We start from the raw sequence: 16084 nt of genomic DNA on the forward strand, positions 1-16084 counted from the left end.
GGACAGTCCCATGAAGACCCGCCCCATCCGCACGACCCTGCTCGCCGTCGCGATGGTGGGTACCGTTCCCGGGACCGCGCACGCGGTCCGGATCGACTACACCATCGAGGCCGGCGTTGAACGCGACGACAACGTGACCCTCGCGGCCCAGGACCAGGTCGAGGAGACGATCGCCCGCGCCGGCTTCGGCTTCGCGCTCGAGGAGGAAACCTCGGTCCTGCACGCCAGCGTGGTCGGGCGGGCCGACCATCGCCGCTATGGCGACGCCTACGGCAGCATGACCGACCGCATGCTGGAAGGCCGCCTGGCCTGGCACGCGGTGCCCGAGCGCCTGACCCTGGTGGCCGAGGATTCCTACGGCGTCGAGACCATCGACCGCACCGCACCCGGCTCGCCGGACAACCGGCAGCAGGTGAACGTGTTCGCGATCGGCCCCGACCTGCACTTCGGGCTGGGCCCGGCGCAGCGCGGTATCGCGGAGTTCCGCTACATCAACAGCAATGCCGAGGTCACCGACCAGTTCAACTCCGACCGGCTGCTGGCCTCGGTGGCCATGGTCCGCGCGCTCGACCCGACTCGCGAGCTGTCCTGGAACGTGCGTGCGCAGGAGGTCGACTTCGACGACGACTTCGTGGCCCGCGACCACCGCCGCTACGAAGCCTTCGTGGGATACGCCCACCGGCTGCGCCGCTTCGACATGCAGGTGGACGCCGGCTGGGCCCACCTCGACTATGACGACGGCCAGACCCGCAGCGAACCCCTGCTGCGCGCGGAGTTCGGCTGGGCCGGGAGCGAACGCAGCCGGGTGTCGCTGGCGCTCGCGAACCAGTTCTCCGACGCCGCCGCCGCCGCGCTCGACCGCATCGGCGAGGGCGGCGGGATCCCCGGTTCGGTCGGCACGGGCACCTCGACCATCAACCCCTATGCGTACCGGGAACGGTCGGCGGCGCTGCGCTACGAGTTTACCGGGGTGCGCCTGAGCGCCTCGCTCGGCGGCTTCGTGCAGCGGCTCGACTACGTGGACCAGGCCGGCGCCAACGAGGAGGGCCGCGGCATCGCCGCCGGACTGCGCTACCGGCTGCGCCCCGACCTGGTGTTCAGCACGGCGGCCAGCGTGAGCCGGATCGAGTTCGGCGCGCCCGAGATCCGGACCGAGACCGACCGGCTGTACACGATCGGCCTCGACAAGGCGTGGAACCGCCACTGGCACAGCAGCCTCACCGTCTCGCACTACCAGCGCGACTCCAGCCTGGCCGGGGTCGACGAGTTCGACCAGAACGTCGTCTATCTCAACCTGAGCTACCGCAACCGATGACCGTGGCCACGGACAAGCCGCGCGCCTCGCTGCGGCACTGGCTGGCCACCTCGCCGCACCCGTCCGCGGCGCTGGCGAGGCGCTTGCGCGGCGGCCTGCGCGGGTTCACGCTGCCGGCGCCGCGGCTCGTGGTGCGACCCTACCTGTGGCTGTTCCTGGGACTGCGCGCGCTGGTGTTCGGGTTCCGCCGGCTGTTTATCGCCGAACCGTTGTTCAAGGCCTATTGCACCCGGCTCGGCCGCAACGTCACCACCGGCATCTACGTGCCCTGGATCCAGGGCAAGGGCGACCTGGAGGTCGGCGACGGGGTCCACGTCAGCGGCAAGCTGTCGGTGGCCTTCGCCGCCCGATTCGCCGCCCGCCCGCGGCTGGTGATCGGCGCCGGCACCGACATCGCCCACGACTGCCGGATCGTGGTCGGCAAGGAAGTGCGGATCGGCGCGGGGGTGGAGCTGGCCGGCGGCGTCACCATCCGCGACTCGGGCGGCCATCCGGCCGATCCGGCGCGCCGCGCGGCGGGGGCCCCGCCCGACGAATCCGACGTCAAGCCGGTGGAGATCCAGGACAACGCCTGGATCGGCTCCAATGTGCTGATCCTGCCCGGCAGCGTGGTCGGCGAAGGCAGCATCGTGTCGGCGCATTCGGTGGTGGCCGGGACGGTCGCGCCCTACACCATCGTGGCCGGCAACCCGGCGCGCCGCGTCGGCACCCTCGTTCCGCCGCCCGGCCGGGCCCACCTGGCGCCGCCGGCACCGCCGACGCTGCGCGCGGCCGGCGCCAGGCCGGCACCGGCCGCGGCAGACGCGGACGCCGCCGCCCCGGGCAAGCGGAGCCAGGCCACCGGGGCCTGACCCACGCCGTCCACCGCGTCGCCAGCCCCGAACGTCGCGCCGGTGTGCCCGGCCTGCACGGCCCGGTCGCCGGCGCCGACTGCAGGCCGAGGAATGCCCCGCGTCCGGGGGCAGGTTCCTTCGGGCCTGTCTGGCTTCCGGTTCAGACCAGCGCTTCGGCCACGTCGGGATGGCTGAGGAACCCGCGCGGGCTGGCGCTGCGGCCGTAGGCGCCCGACTGGAAGACCACCACCAGGTCGCCGGCCTCCGCCCGGTGCAGTTCCATGCGGTCGGCCAGCAGGTCCATCGGCGTGCACAGCGGGCCGACCACGCTCGCGGTTTCGGTGCCCAGGTCGGTGCGGTTGATCGCGACCGGGTAGTTGCGCCGGATCACCTGGCCGAAGTTGCCGGTCGCCGCCAGATGGTGGTGCATGCCGCCATCGACGACAAGGAACACCTGCCCGCGCGAAACCTTGCGGTCGACCACCCGGCTGACGTAGAGCCCGGCCTCGCCCACCAGGTAGCGGCCGAGTTCGATCACGATGTGCGCGCCCGGCCAGTCGGACGGCAGCCGCTGCGCCAGTCCGCCCAGGTTGTCGATCACGGGCCCGAGGTCGAGCGCCGCCTCGCCCGGCGTGTACGGGATGCCGAAACCGCCGCCGAGGTTGAGGCTGCGCACCGGGGCCGGCAGCAGGTCCTGCCACTCCAGCGCCTGCTCGTAGCACCTGCGCTGGGCCTCGACGATTGCGGCGTGGCGCAGGTTCTGCGAGCCGGCGAACATGTGGAAGCCTTCGAAACCGAGGCCCGCGACCGCGATCTCGCGCAGCAGCTCCGGCACCAGTTCGGCATCGACGCCGAACTGGCGCGCGCCGCCGCTCATCTTCATCCCCGAGGCCTTGAGCTCGAACGGCAGGTTCACCCGCACTGCGACCCGTGGCTTCAGGCCGAGGCGTTCGCCGGCACGCGCAAGCACGCCGATCTCGCGGAACGACTCGACGTTGACCAGGATCCCGGCGGCGACCGCCTGCGCGAGTTCGGCATCGGACTTGCCGGGCCCGGCGAAACTGACGCGCTCCGGGGCCATTCCGCTGTCGAGCGCGACCCGCAGTTCGCCGGCCGAGGCCACGTCCAGTCCGTCGACGAGACCGGCGACGTGGCACACCAGCGCCGGCATCGGGTTGGCCTTCATCGCGTAATGCAGTTGCACCCCGGACGGCAAGCGCTCGCGCAGCCCGCGCACGCGCGCGGTGACGCGGGCGCGGTCATACAGGTAGCACGGCGTGCCGCCGACCGCCGCCACCACCCGCGACAGTGGTTGCCCTGCGACCAGCAGTTCGCCGTCCGCATCGCGCTGCCACGCCCCCGCGGGGTCTCCCGTCTCCGCTTTCACGTCCACACCACTCCGTCAGGCGACGGCGCCGGGCGCCGCCGCGGTTGTACACCGATGCCGCCGCGCGGCGCGCGGCGGCGACCGGCCCTCAGACCAGGGCCAGCAGCACCTTGACCACCACGAACAGCCCCGCCGCCGTGGCCACGCCGATGACCGGCCAACGCCCCAGGTGTTCGCGCAGTTCCAGCGCGGGCAGCTGCGGATGGCGGTCGCGCACGCCGCAGAAGTGGGCCACCACCACCGCCGCCAGCAGGTACAGCAGGATCACGTAGCTGCGGCTGAGGAAGAAGGCCGCGGTGAAGAAACCGACCAGCGAGGCCAGCAGCGTCAGCGCGATGCGCCAGTCCTCGTACCACTCCCACGCCTGCTCCTCCTCGCCCTCCACGTAGCCCGGGTCGTGGCGCAGGATCCGGACCATCATCCAGAAGCAGTAGCCCACAAAGGCCAGCCACACGGTGAGCCCGACGATCCCGTTCTCGGCCAGTACCAGGACCAGCGAGTTGTGGGCGGTGAGGTAATGGTACTCGGTGAACCGGCCGGTGCCGACCCCGAACACCGGGCTCGACTGGAACATCAGCAGGCCCTCGTACCAGGCCTCCACGCGCCCCAGCGCGGATTCTTCCTGGACGTCGATCTCGCTCACCCGCGAGGGCATCAGCAGCAGGCCCACCAGCGCGGCCCCGGCCAGGGTCCCGGCCGCGAACACGCCCCGGCGCACCAGCACCCAGATCCCGATCATCGCGATCACCGACAGCAGCGCGCCGCGCGAATGGGTCAGGTACACGCCATACAGCAGCAGCAGGCACAGCGACCACCAGAACAGCCGGCGCAGGCCCATCAGCCCGCCGCGCGAACCCAGGTAGGCGGCCATCGGCATGCACAGCACGAACAGCATGCCCAGGTCGTTGGGATCGCTGAAGATGCCCAGGTACTGGATACGGCCGTCGCCCACCAGTTCGGCGCCGGTCCAGCCGACCCCGGTCGCGGCCTGGCCGGCGCCGTGCAGGGCCAGGACCGAGGCCGACAGCGTGAACACCGCCATCGCCGCCACCACCCGTTCGCGCGAGTCGAGCGCATTGGCCAGCAGGAAGAACGAGACCACGATCGCCGCGAACTCGCTGAACTGCTGCAGCGCCCCGCCGCTCCAGCCGGTGAGCAGCACCGACAGGCAGGTCACCGCCAGGAACGCCAGCAGCAGCAGGTACTGCGGCGCGTCGAAGCGCTTGTTGCGCGAGAGCAGCCACACCCCCAGCCCCAGCACCAGCGCCAGCGGCAGCAGCGGCACTCCGGCCAGCGGCCATTGCGGGTACTCCTGGGGCCGGATCAGCACCAGCAGCAGGTAGACCATGATCAGGACGAAGAGCACGGCCTCAGCTCCTCCCCGGACCGGCAGGCCGGCGCGACGCCGGCACGGACATGGCGACCATCACTGCAGCCCCGTGGCCCAGCGCCGCAGCGGTCCGGACACGCGTCCGTGGACCGCGGGATAGCGCTCCAGGAACTCGAGCAGGTGGGCCACGTCGGACGCGCGCCAGGCGTCGAACACGACCGTGGCGGCGAGGAACAGCAGCGCGAACACGACCCCCGCCACCAGTTCGGTCCACATCCCGGGCATCGCCAGCACCAGCGCGCACGCGAGCGCGCCAGCCAGCAGCGCGCAGCCGCCCAGCCGCAGGAATTCGCGCCATGGGATGCGCAGCGCCAGGCGCCGCGAGATCAATGCCGCGACCAGCGCGAAGACCAGCAGCCGCGAGGCGGCGTGCGACGCGATCGCGCCTGCCAGGCCCCACCGTGGCACCAGCGCGAACGCGAAGCCCGCGGTGATCACCAGCGACAGCACCGCGAACACCACCCGCATGCGCTGGTTGTCGGTGGTCGAGAGCAGCGAGTTGAAGGCGGCCTCGCCCAGGGTCAGCCCGCCAACCACCACCATCACCCGCAGCGCGAACACGACCGCCTCGTACTGTTCGCCGTACATCAGCAGCACGCCCGGGCGCGCGACCAGCACCCCGACCCCGATCAGCAGCAGCCCCATGAACAGGCAGTAGCGCAGGCAGTTGGCCATGATCTCGTTCACCCGCGCAGTCCCGCCCTCGCCGAACCCGTGGGCCATGACCGGCATCATCACCGTCACCAACCCCGAGGCCAGCAGGTCCACGCCACCGCGGCTGAGCGCGGCCGCGATCGCGAAGAAGCCCACCTCCGCGGTGCCGACGGTGGCGTTGAGGAGGTAGGTCTCGATCGACATGTGGCTGAAGGTGTAGGCCAGCACCAGCACCACCGTCCACAGCAGGTGGCGCCGCACCTGGGCCTCGAGGGCCGGATCGGGCGGATCCATCCGCGCGCGCATGCCGCCCTTGCGCAGCATGGTGCGCGAGATCGCCATGTGCCCGGCGCTGACCAGCACGAACGCGCACAGGTAGGCGATGAGCGGCGCGCGCAGCGCCACCAGCACCAGCACCAGCACCAGGTTCAGGAAACTCATCGCCACCGTGGCCCGCGCCTCGACGTCGAAGCGGCCGTAGCCCTTGGCGATGGAGGCATCGAAGATGTAGACCGCCTTGGACAGCCCCGCGGCCAGCGCCACCAGCACGAACCAGGCCAGCGGCCCCTCCCAGCCGTCGGGCGCCAGCCAGCGCGCGGCGACGATGAACCCGAGCGCCACCAGCACCATGCACGCGACCTGGCGCCGCAACAGCCAGCCGTGCACCCGCCGCGCCGCGTCGGGCGACTTGCGCCCGAGCGATTCGGACACGAAGCGGATCGAGGTGGAAGTGAGGCCGTTGTTGGCGATTGCCAGCAGGATGCCCGCCATCCACACCACGTAGGCGTAACGCCCGAAATCGTCCGGCCCCAGGTGGCGCGCGATGACGATGCTGACCAGCAGGCCGACCGCGTAGGTGACGTAGGTCGATCCCATGATCATCACCGCCGCGCGGATCGCCGCGGCACCGCTGAACTGCTGACTCATGAAGCGCCCTGTTTGGATGGCTCCGCCCCCCGTTGGCGCCAAGCGCCCGCGACCGCGGCCTGATCACAACAACGAGATCCACGCGCGCCTGCGGCCACCCCGGGGGGCCCCGTGGCCGGTCGGCCGCGCGTCCTGCGTAACAAGGGCTGGCCACGACCCGCGCGCGGCCGACGCCCTCCATCCCTGGCAACCCGGTTCGCATGGATCGTCCCCGGCTCCACGGCATCGTGCATGTCGTCAATTCGCTCGACTTCGGCGGCCTGGAACGCGTGGTGGCCGACCTCGCGATCGAGCAGCGCACGCGCGGGATGGCGGTGAGCGTGTTCAGCATCTGCGAGACCGGGGGCTTCCGCGACGCGCTGGAGGCGGCCGGGGTGCCGGTGCTGGTGGGCGGCAAGCGCCGGACCCTGGACCTGGGCGTGCTGCACCGGCTGCGCCGCGCGACGGCCGACGCCGACCTGGTCCACAGCCACAACTTCGTGCCCAACTACTACGCGGCCACCGCGCTGTTCGGGCGCCGGTCCCCGCCCGTGCTGGTCAACACCTGCCACAACATGGGCACCCGCCTGGACAACCGGCGCCTGCGCACGCTCTACCGCTGGTCGCTGCGCCACACCGCGCGCGTGGCGATGGTCGGAGAACAGGTGCGGCGGCGGTTCGTCGACGACGCGATCGTGCCGCCAACGCTGGCGGCGACGGTGCTCAACGGCATCCCGGTGCAGCGCTTCGACGGCGGGGGCCAGGCGCGCGAACGCGCCCGTGCCCGGCTCGGGATCGAGCCCGGGGTGCCACTGCTCGGCTGCGTCGGCCGGCTGGTGGGGCTGAAGAACCACCGCCTGCTGCTGGGCTGCCTGCCGGCCCTGGCGGCCACCCACCCCGGGGTGCGCCTGGTCCTGGTCGGCGACGGGCCGCTGGAGGCGGCGCTGCGGATCGAGGCCCGCGCGCTCGGCGTGGCCGACCGGGTACTGTTCGCGGGCGCCCGCGACGACGTGCCGGCCCTGCTGCCGGCGCTGGACGTGTTCGTGCTGCCCTCGCTGACCGAAGGCCTGTCGATCGCCCTGCTCGAGGCCTGCGCCGCGGGCCTGGCGGTGGTGGCATCGGACGTGGGCGGGAACCCCGAGATCGTGCGCGACGCACAGACCGGGCGGCTGTTCGCCAGCGGCGACGGCGACGGCCTGCGCAACCTGCTCGACGAGCTGCTCGCCGACGCAACGCAACGCGCCCGCCTGGGCGCGGCCGCGCGCGACTGGGTGCTCGGCCACGCCTCGGTCGGGGCGATGGCCGACGGCTACGAGCGCCTGTACCGCGAGGCGCTCGCCGCCTGACCGGTGACCCGCCTCAGCCGTTGGCCACCCGCCGCTGCGCGGCGTCCGCCACGCCATAGCCCGGGCGCGGCACCAGGTAGTCGCGGTACTGCCCGGGATCTCCGTCCAGCCCTGCCTCGGCGGCCTTGGCGATGTTGTAGGCCTCGCGCGCACTCACGTAGTGCAGCTTCCACTCGCGGCCGTCGTTGTAGCGGGTCTCGAGGTAGGTGTGGGCCTCGTCCATCGCCTTGCCGAGCAGCGCGTCCATGTCCTCGTCCTCGGCGCCGTGGGTGTGGATCTTGACGAAGATCCATTCCGGCCGGCCCTCGACGTGGATGCCGGTCTGGACCCAGGCATCGATGCGGTCGCGGGTGGCCGGCGCCACCGCGCGGATGTCCGAGTTCTCGATCCGCGGCAGCAGCCCCCACTTGCGCGACTTCCAGCGGAAGCCCAGCGGCCCCTGGATGATCATCAGGTCGCCCTCGCTCCGGCCGCCCACCTTCACCCGCGGCCCGGTCTCGTGCGACCTCGGCCGCGCCGGGTCGTCCTTGGCGTAGTAGATCCGGTTCACCGTCCGGGTCTGGCAGGGGTCGGGCGCGGCCGGCAGGGTGAAGTCGGCGTAGCAGCCGGTTTCGCGCAGCACGGTCAGTTCGTTGTCCACGCCGCAGTGGCGGCCCGTCGGATGGCTGTTGTCCAGCGCCCAGTTGCCGTGGATGAACGCCCAGCGCGGCTGGCCGGTGGCCGGATCGCGTGGCAGCGCGTCGTGGCGCGTGGCCAGCAGTTCGGTGAATCGGGCAAGCGTCTGGCGCAGGTTGTCCTCGGTGTCGTTGTCGTGGTGGAGGTGGATCTCGATCTCCCCCAGTCCCTGCCGGCACAGCTCCACCAGCGCGTCCAGGTGCTCCTCCCGGTATTCCTCCTCGGGGTAGAAGAAGGTGTGGACGGGGGGCCGGCCGTCGGCGTCGCGGTGCCCTTCGCACAGCTTCGGCAGGTCGCGGCGCCAGCGCTCCACCCGCGCGCGCTCGCGCTCCAGGCCCGGCGTGCCCCAGCCCGGCTCGTAGTGGTCGACGAAGCAGAACAGCAGGTGCCGGGTGGTGCCCGGCGGCACCGGCGCGCGCCAGTCCTGGCGCATCCAGGCGAACAGCCAGCCGGTCACGTTGCGCCTGCGCGCCACCACCAGGGCGGGAACGAGGACGGCCAGGGCGAGCAGGCCCGCCCCCAGCAACGCCAGCCGCATCGGCGTGATCCAGCCGGCGGCGCGTGGCCATGCGTTTCCAAGCCGGGCCAGTCCCGACAGCGTGACGATGGCGGTGTCGTCCGCCAGCTCGCGCAGCCCGTCGCGGGATGCCGGATGGCCCGGCGGGATCCTGTGCGCGACCGGGGCGGCCGCGGCGGCCGCCCCGGCGCCCGCCTCGTATGCGCCGATGGTGGGCGCGGTCGGCGAACGCCCCTCGCCCTCGATGTCCTCGCCCAGGCCCGGCAGCGGCGTGCCGGCGCCGACCACGGCGCTCCCGTCCAGCGGACGGCCGCGCGCGTCGACCTCGACCGCCGCCTGCACGCTGTGCACGTCCACGCCCATGGCCTGGCGCCAGCGCTCCAGGCTGGAGACCGGCAGCGCCAGCGGCGAGTCCGGCCGGTGGTCGAAGAAGCGGCACGGGCGCGACCCGCGCGGGTAGGCGTTGTAGTCCATCCGCGGCGCGCCGGCCAGCGCCGACAGCCCGCCCAGCTCGGGCGACCAGCGGATCTCCACGCAGTTGCCGCCGTCCTGCACCACCAGGTTGTTCACCACGGTGGCCCCGGTGTTCGGCGGCCGCCCGGCCTCGCCGTGCCAGTCCTGGAAGACGATGCCGAAGAACAGCGCCGCCTGGCCCTCGCGCGCGGCGTCGATGATGGTGTTGTGCGCGACCACCGTGTCGAGGGTGGCGTACAGGCCGATGCCGGCGTAGCGGGTATTGCGCACCACGTTGTTGCGGACCACGCCGCGGATCGCCTCGTGGTAGCCCGGGTTGGCCTCGAGGTCGAAGAAGTCGACGCTGGTGTCGAAGCCGGCGAGGATGCCGGCGTCGCCGGTGTTCTCGATCCGGTTGCGCTGGACCACCACGTCGCGCGCGCCGCCCTTGAAGTACAGGCCGGTGGTGGCGGTGTCGTGGATGTAGCTGTCCTCGACCACCATGCCGTCGCCGTTGACGTTGTCGATGCCGTCGGCGTTGCTCGGGTCGCGACGGCCGGTGCCGTGGATCTCGACGCGACGGATGGTCACGCGGCGCGAGCGCGGGGTGATCTTGATCCCGTCGCGGCCGGTGTCGCGGACCAGCAGATCCTCCAGCACCACGTCCGAGGCACCGGCATCGCTGTCGGGGCCGCCCTGGTACCAGTTGGTCTGCAGCATCACGCCGTAGTAGTGGCCACCGCTGATCTCGAGGTTGGACAGCACGCTGCCGGAGGCGTCCGGGTCGATCTGCACGGTGACCGAGTCGGGTGTGTCCAGGTCGCAATGGATGTGGGCCCGCCCGCCGCCGGGCGCCGAGCGCAGGGTCAGCCGCACCCGCAGCCGCACGTCGCACTCGTCGTAGCGCCCCTGTCCCGGGCGCGCGTCCAGTTCGACCACGTCCCCGGGCGAGACCAGCCCCCACTCGGGGTCGATCACGCGCCGGATGGTCCGGAACGGGCGTTCGGCCGAACCGTTCCCGTGGGTGTCGCTGCCGGCGCCCGAGACGTGCCAGGTGCGGGCCGCGGCGGGAGCGGCCCAGGCGGCGGCGCACGCCACCAGGCAGGCGAGCAGCAGGCGGCGGGATCGGTGGTGTGTTGGCGTGGTCATGCGGCGCGGGTGCTCCGGAGGGTTGCGCGTGGATGCCGGCACCCGTGGCGCCGCTTCCCTGGGAACTGGAACGCGATCGGGTGGCGCCGGCGGACACGGCGTCCGCCCATGCGGGCTTTCCGCGTATACCCCGGACGGACGACACGCCCCGGCGACCGGCGCCGGCGCACCGCAGGGGGACGGAGGACGGCCTTGAAAAAGCGCATCGCGGCCAGGATCCTGGCGCTCAGCGGCCTCGGCCGCCTGCTCGCGGCGGTGGCACCGCCGTCGGGGATCCTGATCCTCAACTACCACCGCATCGGCGACGGCAGCAGCTCGCCCTACGACCGCGAGCTGTGGAGCGCGGACGCCGAGGCCTTCGACGCGCAGATGGCGCGCCTGGCGCGGGACTGCGACGTGATCTCGCCCGCCGACATCGACACGGTGGCCGGGCGTCGCGGTCGCCACGTGCTGGTCACCTTCGACGACGGCTACCTGGACAACTACGAGGTGGCCTACCCGATCCTGCGCCGGCACGGCCTGCCCGCCACCTTCTTCATCGCCACCGGCTTCATCGACCGCCCGCGCCTGCCCTGGTGGGACGAGATCGCCTGGCGCATCCGCACCACCGCGGCCGCGCGGCTGGACCTGCGGCCATGGCTGCCCGAACCGCTGGCCCCGACACGCGGCCCCGACGCCGCCATCGGCGCGATCCTTCGAGCCTACAAGGCGCTTCCGGCCGACGAGGCCGCCCGCATGCTCGAACGCCTGCGCGCCGAAACCGGCCAGGAGACGCCCGAACGCGTCGACGGCCTGTGGATGGACTGGAACCAGATCCGGGAAATGGCCGCCGGCGGGATGACCATCGGCGGCCACACCGTCGACCACCCGGTGCTCTCGCGCCTGCCGCTCGAACGCCAGCGCGATGAGATCGAGACCTGCGCGGCGCGGATCCTTGCCGAGACCGGCCGGCCGATGCACTACTTCGCCTATCCGGTAGGCAGCACCTGGGCGTTCGACGAGGGCACCCGCGCATGCCTGGAGGCGGTGGGCGTCAAGCGCGCGTTCTCGTACTACGGCGGCCACGCGGCCGTGGACTCGCCGCGCTTCGATACCCCGCGCATGGCGATGGAGCGCTACGTCGGCATGCACGACCTGGGCGCCATGCTCTGGATGCCGCGCCTGTTCTGCAAGTTCGATCCCGCCTGAAGCGCTGGCGGCGGGCATGAGCGCGCAGATCGACTTCCTCGCCCTGTACCGCGAGCTCGGGATCGACCCGACCTGCTCGCCCGAGGCGTTCAAGCATGCCTACCGGCGGCGCGTGTCCGAACTGCACCCCGACCGCGGCAGCGAAGGCCACGCCGGCGAGGAGGCGTTGAAAGTACTCAACCTGGGCTACGCGGCGGCGCTCGAGTTCTTCCAGGCCCACGGCCGCTTCCCCGGCGCACCACCCGCCCCGGCCGCGGCCCGCCGCCCGGCGCCCGCGCCGTCGGCGGGCGCCGCAGCGACGGCGCGTCCGCCCCGCCGCGACGCCGGGACCGCCCCGCCGGCCGGGGTGGCGGCCTCCGCAACCACGGCGCCGGGCCAGCGGCGCTGGCTGAGTGGCGTGCTGGTGGCCCTGGTCGCGCTGGTGCTGGCCGCCCAGCTGGCCGGTCGCGGCGACGAAGGGACCGCCGCGCCCGCGGACGCCGCACGCGCGGGCGCCGCGGCCCCGGACGCGGATGACACGGCCGCCGGCGCCGTTCCGGCCCTGTGGATCGGCATGAGCGCGCGGGAGGCGCTGGACGCCCTGGGCACGCCCACCGACACCACCGAGGACGGCAGGCTGTGGCACTACGGCCCTTCGTGGATCCGCCTGTCCTGCCGCGAGGTGGTGGACTGGTACAGCTCCCCGCTCAAGCCGCTCGGCCACTCGCCCATGCATCCGGACGGCGATCCGGACCCGCTGGACGCGGAACGCGGCATCGCCTGCCTGGAGCTCGATCCGGCGGCGCATCGCTGACGCCGGGGCCACGCGACGGATGGCCGGCGCGGGGACCCGGACCGTCAGGCCGGCGCCTCGTCCTCCTCCGGCAGCGCGCGCCCCTCGGCCTCGGCCTGGAGCACGCTGCGGCGGATCTTCCCGGTGCTGGTCTTGGGCAGCGAGTCGCGGAACTCCACCGTGCGCGGGACCATGAACTCCTCCAGGTGCGCGCGGCAGTGGGCGAGGATCGCGCGCGCGTCGGGCGCATCGCCATCGCGCACCACGATCGCCTTGAGCGCGTGGCCCATCACCGGGTCGGGCACGCCCACCAGCGCCGCCTCGCGCACGCCGGGCAGCGCGTACAGCACGTTCTCGACTTCCTTGGGGCTGACCTTCTCGCCGCGGGTCTTGAGGATGTCGTCCTTGCGGCCGACGAAGTACAGGAAGCCCTCCTCGTCCATCCGGAACAGGTCGCCGGTGTGCAGCACCTTCTCCCAGGGATAGCGGCCCGGGCGCAGGGTCTTGGCCGTGGCCTCCTCGTTGCGCCAGTAGCCCTGCATCACGTGGCCGCCGCGCACCACCAGCTCGCCGATCGTGCCGGGCGGCACCGGACGGCCCTCGTCGTCGGCCACCCACACCTCGGTCCCCGGGATCGCGATGCCGACGCTGTCCGGGCGCCTGGCCAGCTGCTCGGGCGGCAGCCAGGTGCAGCGCTTGGACTCGGTCATGCCGTACATCGAGTACACCTTCGCGTTCGGGAACAGTTCCTGCAGCTTGAAGATGTGGGCAGGCGGCAGCGCCGCGGCGGTGTTGGTGATGTAGCGCACGCTCTGCGCCCAGGCCGGGTCGAAATTGCGGATCTGCACGATCAGGGCGGCCATGGTCGGGACCAGCGGGAATCCGGTCACTTTCTCCGCGGCCAGCAGCGGCAGCACCTTCTGCGGGAACGCGAACGACTTCTCCAGCACCAGGGTGGCGCCCATCTTCACGCACATCAGCAGCTGGTACAGGCCGTAGTCGAACGACAGCGGCAGCACGCTCAGCACCACGTCGTCCTCGTTCGACTCGAGGTAGGTGGTGATCGAGCTGGCGGCGTGCTCGATGTTCTTGTGCGTCATCATGACGCCCTTGGGGTTGCCGGTGGACCCCGAGGTGTAGACCAGCATGGCCAGGTCGATGTCGATCCCGGCCGGGCGCGCCGCGGCGCAGCCCGGGGCGGCCACGGCATTGAACGCGTCCCACGGCACCGCCGCCGCCGGCGCATCGCCCGGCAGGCCGTCCACCACCACCACCTTGCGCACGCTCGGCGCGCGCGCGGCGGCGGCGAACGCCACCGCGGCCAGGCTGGCCTGGGTCACCAGCACCGAGGCCTCGCAGTTGTTGAGCACGAAGGCCAGCTTGTCGGTCTTGGTGGTCGGGTTGATCACGCTGAACACGCCGCCGGCGCGCAGCGTGCCGAAGATCGCCACCGCGGTCTCGACGCGGTTGTCGAGGAACACCACGCAGCGCTCGCCGTTGGCGAACGCGGCGTGTTCCACCAGTCCGTCGGCAAAGCGGCTGGCCGCGGCGTCGAACTGGGCGTAGCTGGTCCTCGCCCCGGCCTGGACGATCGCGGGATGGTCCGGCCGCCGGGCCGCCGCCAGGCTCAGGTGGTGCTCGTAGCGGTTCATGCGGCGGTCCCGGCCCCGTCGAGCTTGCGCTCGGCATAGGCGGCGATGCCGGCGATGCTGCCCAGGTTCTCCGGCAGCACGTCCTCGTCGTCGACCACGAAGCCGAACGTCTCCTCCAGCCAGGTCACCAGGGTCAGGACCCCGATCGAGTCGATGATGCCCGCTTCGAGCAGGTCCATCTCGGGGGTCGGGTCGGTCCCGTCGCCGGGGAAGTTGGCGACGATGAATTCATGGATGAGCTCTTGCGTGGAGGCCATGCGGATGTCTGGTCTGGGAGGGAGGGCACGGGCGGCACGCCGGCGGGCGGATGCGCCGAGCCCGGATTGGAACAGATTGTGGGCGGGGACGGAACCGCGGGCGGGCGCGCTCAGCGCGCGCCGCGCCTGAACAACACGACCTCGACCGTCTGCAGCAGGATCATGAAGTCGAACACCAGGCCGTGGTTCTTGACGTAGAACAGGTCGAACTTCAGCTTCTCCCGCGCATCGTCCACCGAGGCCCCGTAGGGATAGCGCAGCTGGGCCCAGCCGGTCAGCCCCGGCTTCACCGAGTGGCGGACGTTGTAGTAGCGGATCTGCCCGTTGAGCTGGTCGACGAACTGCGGCCGCTCCGGCCGCGGGCCGACGAAGCTCATGTCCCCGGCCAGGACGTTGAACAGCTGCGGCAGCTCGTCAAGCCGGGTCATGCGGATGAAGCGGCCCACGCGGGTGGTGCGGTCGTCGTTGCTCTTGGCCCAGACCGGCACCCCGTCCTTCTCGGCGTCGGTGCGCATGCTGCGGAACTTGACCAGGTCGAAGGTGCGCCCGCCCTCGCCCACCCGGGTCTGGCGGTAGAGGATCGGCGATCCGGATTCGAGCCAGACCGCCAGCGCCACGGCCAGCATCACCGGCCAGGCCACCAGCAGCAGCACCAGTGCGGCGGCGATGTCGAAGGCGCGCTTGGTGATCCGGCGCGGGAAGGAGTGGTCGAAGCCGCCGGAGAACACCAGCGTGGACGGGTCCGCGATCTCGAGCTTGATCAGCCCCGCTTCGCGCTCGAAGAACGCGGGGAGGTCGACGATCGACACGCCCATCTGCGCACACTGCAGGATCTGCTCCATCGGCAGGCCGCCACGACGCTCGTCCGGCGCGACCACGATCTCGTGGGCGTGGTGGTGCAGCGCGGCCTGGTACAGGGTGCGGCCTTCCAGCGGCACCAGCAGCCCGGGCGCGACCACCTGCGGCTGGCCCTCGATCGGGATGAAGCCGATCACGGTGAACGCCTTGCGGTCGCTGCGCCGCCGCAGCCGGCGGTTGATCAGGTCGGCGTTGTTGCCGGCGCCCAGGATCAGGATCCGGCGCTTGAACGCCTCGACCCCGAACAGCCCGTACACCAGCAGGCGCAGGGTGCAGATCAGGACGAAGCCGATCGCCAGCGAGATCGCCAGCACGCCGCGGCCGATGTAGGTGGCCGGTACCAGGTAGTACAGCACCAGCAGGCCGACGCCGCCGAAGGCGAAGCCCAGGCCGATGCGCAGCATCAGGTCGATGCGGTTGTGCCGCACGTGCGGCTGGTAGAGGCCGAACGCCGCCATGGCGCCGGTGACGAACAGCGCCACCAGCAACGTACGCACCGGCGCGGTCTCGACGAACAGGCCGCGGCTGGCGGGATCGTCGATGAAACGCAGCCAGACGGCCACCGTCACCGACAGCAGCAGCACCGCCAGTTCGAGCAGCCACAGCAGCCGGACGGTGCGGTTGGCCCGGCTCGCGAACGCGCCCCTCATGGGGCCTCCCCACGGCGGTCGATCCGCCGATTTCCGGTCCCGCAGCGATGGTGTCCTGGGTACATGCCTGCCTCGCCCCCCG

At 72.1% G+C, this 16084-nt stretch carries 12 protein-coding genes; 5 read left to right on the top strand and 7 right to left on the bottom strand.

Annotated elements, in window-relative coordinates; translation table 11 throughout:
• Positions 1-10 precede the first annotated feature (10 nt).
• Positions 11-1315, top strand: a complete 1305-nt coding sequence (locus FQY79_RS01405; protein ID WP_146310059.1) for a porin family protein — start codon at positions 11-13, stop codon at positions 1313-1315.
• Complete coding sequence (locus FQY79_RS01410; protein ID WP_146310060.1) at positions 1312-2166, top strand: acyltransferase; 855 nt, start codon at positions 1312-1314, stop codon at positions 2164-2166. Before FQY79_RS01405 ends, FQY79_RS01410 begins: the two co-directional genes overlap by 4 nt.
• A gap of 142 nt (positions 2167-2308) precedes the next feature.
• On the opposite strand, the gene FQY79_RS01415 is transcribed toward FQY79_RS01410, so the two are convergent.
• The 3 genes from FQY79_RS01415 to FQY79_RS01425 form a co-directional block, all read right to left on the bottom strand.
• Positions 2309-3535 carry a pyridoxal-dependent decarboxylase, exosortase A system-associated gene (locus FQY79_RS01415; protein WP_146310062.1) on the bottom strand — a complete coding sequence of 409 codons (1227 nt, stop codon included), beginning with the start codon at positions 3533-3535 and terminating at the stop codon, positions 2309-2311.
• A gap of 88 nt (positions 3536-3623) precedes the next feature.
• Positions 3624-4901, bottom strand: coding sequence for an O-antigen ligase family protein (locus FQY79_RS01420; protein ID WP_246122965.1), 1278 nt, complete (start codon positions 4899-4901; stop codon positions 3624-3626).
• Positions 4902-4961: 60 nt separating this feature from the next.
• Entirely contained in the window at positions 4962-6506 is a 1545-nt protein-coding gene (locus FQY79_RS01425; RefSeq protein ID WP_146310064.1) for an oligosaccharide flippase family protein, read from the bottom strand.
• Positions 6507-6706: 200 nt separating this feature from the next.
• On the opposite strand from FQY79_RS01425, the gene FQY79_RS01430 reads away from it, so the two are divergent.
• The gene (locus FQY79_RS01430) at positions 6707-7831 is read left to right on the top strand and encodes a glycosyltransferase (RefSeq protein WP_146310066.1); all 1125 of its coding nucleotides are present in this window, start codon (positions 6707-6709) and stop codon (positions 7829-7831) included.
• 13 nt (positions 7832-7844) lie between these two features.
• On the opposite strand, the gene FQY79_RS01435 is transcribed toward FQY79_RS01430, so the two are convergent.
• Positions 7845-10625 carry a right-handed parallel beta-helix repeat-containing protein gene (locus FQY79_RS01435; protein WP_146310068.1) on the bottom strand — a complete coding sequence of 927 codons (2781 nt, stop codon included), beginning with the start codon at positions 10623-10625 and terminating at the stop codon, positions 7845-7847.
• A 192-nt stretch (positions 10626-10817) separates the two neighbouring features.
• Between FQY79_RS01435 and FQY79_RS01440 the strand changes: the two genes are divergently transcribed.
• Positions 10818-11813, top strand: a complete 996-nt coding sequence (locus FQY79_RS01440; RefSeq protein WP_186759680.1) for a polysaccharide deacetylase family protein — start codon at positions 10818-10820, stop codon at positions 11811-11813.
• Positions 11814-11829: 16 nt separating this feature from the next.
• Positions 11830-12606, top strand: coding sequence for a J domain-containing protein (locus FQY79_RS01445; protein ID WP_146310071.1), 777 nt, complete (start codon positions 11830-11832; stop codon positions 12604-12606).
• Positions 12607-12650: 44 nt separating this feature from the next.
• Here FQY79_RS01445 and FQY79_RS01450 read toward each other — a convergent pair whose 3' ends face one another.
• The 3 genes from FQY79_RS01450 to FQY79_RS01460 form a co-directional block, all read right to left on the bottom strand.
• The gene (locus FQY79_RS01450; protein ID WP_146310073.1) at positions 12651-14237 is read right to left on the bottom strand and encodes a class I adenylate-forming enzyme family protein; all 1587 of its coding nucleotides are present in this window, start codon (positions 14235-14237) and stop codon (positions 12651-12653) included.
• On the bottom strand, positions 14234-14494 hold the full coding sequence (locus FQY79_RS01455) for an acyl carrier protein (protein ID WP_146310075.1): 261 nt from the start codon (positions 14492-14494) through the stop codon (positions 14234-14236). Before FQY79_RS01455 ends, FQY79_RS01450 begins: the two co-directional genes overlap by 4 nt.
• A 110-nt stretch (positions 14495-14604) precedes the next feature.
• Positions 14605-16002 carry a TIGR03013 family XrtA/PEP-CTERM system glycosyltransferase gene (locus FQY79_RS01460; protein ID WP_146310077.1) on the bottom strand — a complete coding sequence of 466 codons (1398 nt, stop codon included), beginning with the start codon at positions 16000-16002 and terminating at the stop codon, positions 14605-14607.
• Positions 16003-16084: the final 82 nt, after the last annotated feature.

Source organism: Luteimonas wenzhouensis (assembly GCF_007859305.1).
In the GTDB taxonomy this organism is placed as follows: Bacteria; Pseudomonadota; Gammaproteobacteria; order Xanthomonadales; family Xanthomonadaceae; genus Luteimonas; species Luteimonas wenzhouensis.